The following is a 5187-nucleotide window of genomic DNA, read 5'->3' on the forward strand; positions in this document are numbered from 1 at the left end:
ATGATCGCGAAATGCTATTTTTTAGCATTAAAGATTCAGGTATGGGCATTGCCCCTGAAAAACAAGAACTTATATTTAAGCCATTTGAACAAATAGCCGATGTAGAATCACGCTCTGTAGGTGGCGCAGGCTTAGGTTTGGCAATATGTGCTGAATTGTTAGCGCGTATGCACGGTGATATTAGTTTGCACTCTGAAATAGGCAAAGGTTCTACATTTACGATTTCGGTATATCCAGGTGATATTAGCGAAGTAGAACGACAAGTACTTAATTTTAGTAGTGCCCCACAATTACAAAGTAAATCGGCTCCATGCAAAGTGCATGGGCGAGTGTTAGTGGTTGATGATTTACGTGATTTACGCATGCTAGTTGGTCATATGATCAGTACCTGTGGTGCGCGCGTAGATTATGCCGAACATGGCCAGCAAGCACTTGAAAAAGTACGCATAGCAGATGCGTATAAAGCGCCTTACGATATTATTTTTATTGATATTCATATGCCTGTAATGGGCGGCAAGGAAGCCACCATAGAGCTTAGAAAAATGGGCTACAAAGGCCCAATAATTGCGCTCACTGCCGCTACGATGAAAGGCATACATGAGGAGCTTGCTGCACTTGGTTTTAACGATGTAATACCAAAGCCTGTTGATAGCGCGGCTTTATATCAATGTTTGCAAGATTACTTGGTAGCGCCAGAGCATGCACCGCAAGCTAAAGATATAAATTGTAGTAATGGCTTAACCGAGAAAAAGCAGCGCTTTTTACTTGTGGAAGACGATCATGATGCAGCGCAAATTACGCAACTACTTTTAGAAAGTTTAGGCGTTGAAACCGTCATTGCGTCTAGCTGCGCACAATGTTTGCAAATACTTAATCACGACCAGCAATTTAATAAGGTATTGTTAGATATGCATTTACCTGATGGTCGTGGCGTTGACTTAGGCCAGCAAATTAATGAACGATACCCTGAATTACGTTTAGTGATTGTAAGTGGAGCAGAGCCAGATCCAAGAGAAATAAAAGATTTAAATATTGACCGAGTTTTACTTAAACCTATTAATTTGAGCTTACTTGAAACGCTTATTAGCTAGGGCCTGTTTATCTTTCGAGGTTGAATTTGCAGCAGTTTGTTTGGTATTTAGGCAAGGCAGAGTCTATGTAGTGTGGTTATTCCTCATAAATAGGCGATAACGTAGCACAAATGCCAAACATGCGCTGCCCGAAGGGTTCTGTCCAGGGGCTATTTACTCTTTGTTGCCTACATGGATGTAGGTAAGGGGCGTGAGCAGGACGCGGAAGCTTTGCTCGGTTTTTACTTATTCGTACAGGGATGTAAGTCAGTAGAATAACGCAGGATCAGTTATCGAGCCCACTAGGTTACAAACCTCGCGCCGCGATTAAATAGCCCCTAGATTGAACGAATTTTAATCCTGAAAGGTCAACAGGTCCAATAACTGAGACATTATTTATATGCATTCAATAAAGTTAGTATCTGAAGAATTAACACCATCAAAAGTAGTGTGTGTTGGTCGTAATTATACCGCACACATTGCAGAGCTAAATAACGAAACGCCAGATCAAATGGTTTTATTTAATAAGCCAAATAGCGCAATTACTAATACGTTATTTGCAGCTCACAACGGCGATACGCTGCATTATGAAACCGAGCTATGTTTTGTAGTTAAAGATAAAAAATTTGTAGGTGTTGGACTCGGCCTTGATTTAACTAAGCGTACTGCGCAAAGTAAATTAAAAAATAAAGGGCTTCCATGGGAGCGCGCTAAAGCGTTCGACGGCTCTGTAATTTTAACTGATTTTGTAGCGCTAACTGATGCAATGAAGCACTTTACCTTTGAACTTAAAATTAATAATGAAGTGATTCAGCGAGGTGATACTGATTTTATGCTGCACAACCCTGACTCAATTTTACAAGAAATTAGTGAATTTATGAGCTTAGAAGACGGTGATGTAATAATGACAGGTACACCGTCGGGCGTAGGTGAGGTAACAGCTAAAAGTATTTTTGCAGTGGCGCTTTATGCTAATGATCAGTGTTTGCTTGAGCATCAGTGGCAAGTAAGTAAAAATTAATGACTTGCTGTTGGTAGTGTTTATCAAAGTCAGTAAAGGTGGTTTTAAGCCAATTATGCTGACTTTGTTGATACTCAGGCGATTGAAGTACATTATTTTTTAATGCGCGGTTAATTTTTTTAAGGGCTTGCTCTGCAAAATTATTAGGTGCTTTAGCCGCACAGCCTATTGCTCCTCTTATAAATTGAATGTCATTTTCTGCAATTGGCACACTTTCTATATTCGTATACTCCCCTTGTTTATTAAAGTAATCAGCCATAAACGGGTAATCAATTGAGTAGTCTAAAAAGCCGTGACTCAAACGTGCTATAACAGCCTGACTTTCATTTTCGCTACTCCAACTTAACGAAGACTCTTTATCTCGTTTTGTATTTTCAATAATTGTATTAATTTTAGTTGTAAATTTACGTGCAGCCGCTTGCCCGTATACATATTGCGGGTCGGTTAATAAATTAATAAGGTGAATAGGCGAGCCGTGCTTTTCTTCTAATTGCGGCTTTAGATCTTTAGTCGTGATAATTGAAAATGGGGGATATACCGTTGTTGGATTTGAGTAGTTAAGTTGTTGGTTATTATTTTTTTTATAAATAACACACGGAAAACATACATTTTTTCCTTCATTTAAATATTTATTTATACGCTGCTGAGGAACAATTAAGCGAGTATGTTTTACATCAGTTATGGTTCTGATGAGTTGCTCGGTTAGGTTGTCGCAAATACCGCCTTGTGGTGCGCTTTCACTTTTAGCTATATGAAAAGGGGGCGTGTAACTTTGCAGCCAAATAATCTCTTCTAGAGGTTGTACTTTTTGCTCAACGGCGTGCGCGTTGAATACAATTAATAAGCAAAATGCATAGTATCCGTTTTTCAGCATTGATAAGTGTTCGTTGAATTAAGAAAACCTAATAAAAGTATAGTGTTGGTTGTAGTAGGGTCAAATATTTTAGTTAAAAAGCAACCTCATTCAAGGCTGCTTTTAACTCATACATGCTTAATAAGGCATCGGATGGTTTCTAAATATGGTGTTAATCTCACTAAGAATTTCGTCGTTTAGCGTTATGCTAAATGCGTCTATATCTTCCTTTAATTGAGCTATAGATGTTGCCCCAATAATTGAAGAAGTTACGCCATCTACTTGGTTACACCATGCTAAGGCTAGTTGTGCTGGAGTAATATTGTTTGCATGAGCCAGCTCAACATACTGCTTAGTTGCTTGCTCTGCATTGGGTGTATCTCTAAAAATACCGTTACGCTGCATGAAGGTCCAACGAGAGCCTTCAGGGCGAGCTCCATTTAGATATTTACCCGTTAATAAACCGGCTGCTAAAGGCGACCACGGTAAGTAGGCAATATCTTCGTGTACACATTGTTCTATTAAATACGGCCAGTCTTTAGCGTGCGCTAAGCTAAACTCATTTTGAATAGATACCATACGCGGTAAGTTATGCTCTTTGGCCAAACTTAAAAACTGGCTTATACCCCATGGCGTATCGTCAGATAAACCGCAGTGCTTAATTTTACCTGCTTTAACACATTCATTAAGGCCTTCTAGAATATCAAGCATACTAGCTTGCTGCTCTTGTGTATTTACGTCGGTAAATTTAAGAGTGCCGGGCCATTGTCTGCCAAAGTGAGGGGTAGAGCGGTTTGGCCAATGTAGTTGATATAAATCAATGTAGTCTGTTTGAAGTCGCTTAAGTGAATCATCCACGGCTTCTATTACTGTTTGGCGAGTAATATTGCCGCCATCACGTACCCACGATAATCCATTGCCTGCAATTTTTGTAGCTAGTACCACATCGCTGCGTTTTTGTTTATTACGCGATAGCCAGTCGCCAATAATCTCCTCGGTTTTACCATAGGTCTCTGGCGAAGGAGGCACAGCATACATTTCGGCTGTATCAATAAAGTTTACGCCTTGCTCTAGCGCGTAGGCTATTTGTTCATCAGCGTCGCTTTGAGTATTTTGTTTACCCCAAGTCATACTCCCTAGGCACACTCGAGATACGTTTACGCCACTGCTACCTAGTGGGTTGTATTGCATAAAAATTCCTTAACTAAATTAGTTTTGAGCATGGCTGATTAAAGCCGATAAAAGAGGCTCGGAGATTGGGGCTTTTTGCCCTGTAGTAAAATCAAACATTACAACTTTAGATGCACCCGTAGTCGTTATTGCTTTTTGTGCATGGCTGTAAACGGTGTAGTTCATGGTAAAGCGATCTGTTTTAAGATCTGTAATTGTAACACCTACAGTGAGTGTGTCGGGAAAAGTTACTGGGCGTTTATAGCGAACGTTATTTTCGCTTATTACTGGGCCCACACCGTTTGGGCTTATTGTGTCGAACAGATTTATTTTATTTAAAAAGTCGATTCGGGCTATTTCAAAGTAACGTAAATACACTACATTATTTACGTGCTGTAGCGCATCCATATCAGCCCATGCTACGGTGATATCGGTATGAATAGGGTGCTGATCTTTAAACGTTTGCATTATTTATTGGCCCTTTATTTTAAAGTACTTAGATTATCAACATGGTGTTACGAGCTCAAGGTAATTAATGGCATGTTTTTTTTATAAGATGATTGTACCTGTTTAATTTTAGGTCTACAGTTAAATTACACAGACACACACAAAAACACACAAAGGTAATAATATGCAGAATATAATTAATTGGTCCTTAGCTTGTTTGGTTTTTATAGCCTCTTTTACCTGTTACGCGATGGGGAATGAATCTGGCGCTATCATTTTAATGTTGGCAGGATTTTTATTTGAGGTTATGTATTGGCTACGAGGTTATAAGAGATCGGAGGACAATAAACACTTTTTTTAATCGTTAACTAGGGCCTGTTGACCTTTCAGGATTAAAATTTGTTCAATCTAGGGGCTATTTAATCGCGGCGCGAGGTTTGTGACCTAGTGGGCTAAGTAAAAACCGAGCAACAAAGAGTAAATTGCCCCTAGGCAGAACCCTTCGGGCAGCATATGTTTGGCATTTGTGCTACGTTATCGCCTATTTATGGGGAATAACCACACTACATAGGCTCTGCCTTGCCTAAATACCAAACATACTGCTGCAAATTTAACCTCGAAAGATA

The 5187-nt window shown here is 39.5% G+C and carries 5 protein-coding genes; 2 read left to right on the forward strand and 3 right to left on the reverse strand.

Annotated features, from left to right (window positions below):
• Together H5072_RS11315 and H5072_RS11320 are read left to right on the forward strand one after the other, a co-directional pair.
• The coding region (locus H5072_RS11315; RefSeq protein ID WP_182693573.1) for a response regulator at positions 1-1091 on the forward strand (1091 nt) is incomplete at its 5' end.
• 379 nt (positions 1092-1470) lie between these two features.
• Complete coding sequence (locus tag H5072_RS11320) at positions 1471-2091, forward strand: fumarylacetoacetate hydrolase family protein (RefSeq protein ID WP_182693574.1); 621 nt, start codon at positions 1471-1473, stop codon at positions 2089-2091.
• Here H5072_RS11320 and H5072_RS11325 read toward each other — a convergent pair.
• The 3 genes from H5072_RS11325 to H5072_RS11335 form a co-directional block, all read right to left on the reverse strand.
• Entirely contained in the window at positions 2042-2965 is a 924-nt protein-coding gene (locus H5072_RS11325; protein WP_182693575.1) for an ABC transporter substrate-binding protein, read from the reverse strand. The genes H5072_RS11320 and H5072_RS11325 overlap by 50 nt on opposite strands.
• Before the next feature lie 117 nt (positions 2966-3082).
• On the reverse strand, positions 3083-4135 hold the full coding sequence (locus H5072_RS11330) for an aldo/keto reductase (protein WP_182693576.1): 1053 nt from the start codon (positions 4133-4135) through the stop codon (positions 3083-3085).
• A gap of 18 nt (positions 4136-4153) precedes the next feature.
• Positions 4154-4582: a thioesterase family protein gene (locus H5072_RS11335; protein ID WP_002958095.1), complete on the reverse strand. Its 429-nt coding sequence runs from the start codon at positions 4580-4582 to the stop codon at positions 4154-4156.
• Positions 4583-5187: the final 605 nt, after the last annotated feature.

Origin of the sequence: Pseudoalteromonas sp. SR45-5 (genome assembly GCF_014163565.1) — a bacterium.
GTDB lineage: Bacteria > Pseudomonadota > Gammaproteobacteria > Enterobacterales > Alteromonadaceae > Pseudoalteromonas > Pseudoalteromonas distincta.

What these genes read in the sequence shown, in the direction of transcription:
- H5072_RS11335 (WP_002958095.1), bottom strand. Translation starts at nt 4,582, where the DNA reads ATGCAAACGTTTAAAGATCAGCACCCTATTCATACCGATATCACCGTA.
- H5072_RS11320 (WP_182693574.1), top strand. Translation starts at nt 1,471, where the DNA reads ATGCATTCAATAAAGTTAGTATCTGAAGAATTAACACCATCAAAAGTA.
- H5072_RS11330 (WP_182693576.1), bottom strand. Translation starts at nt 4,135, where the DNA reads ATGCAATACAACCCACTAGGTAGCAGTGGCGTAAACGTATCTCGAGTG.
- H5072_RS11325 (WP_182693575.1), bottom strand. Translation starts at nt 2,965, where the DNA reads ATGCTGAAAAACGGATACTATGCATTTTGCTTATTAATTGTATTCAAC.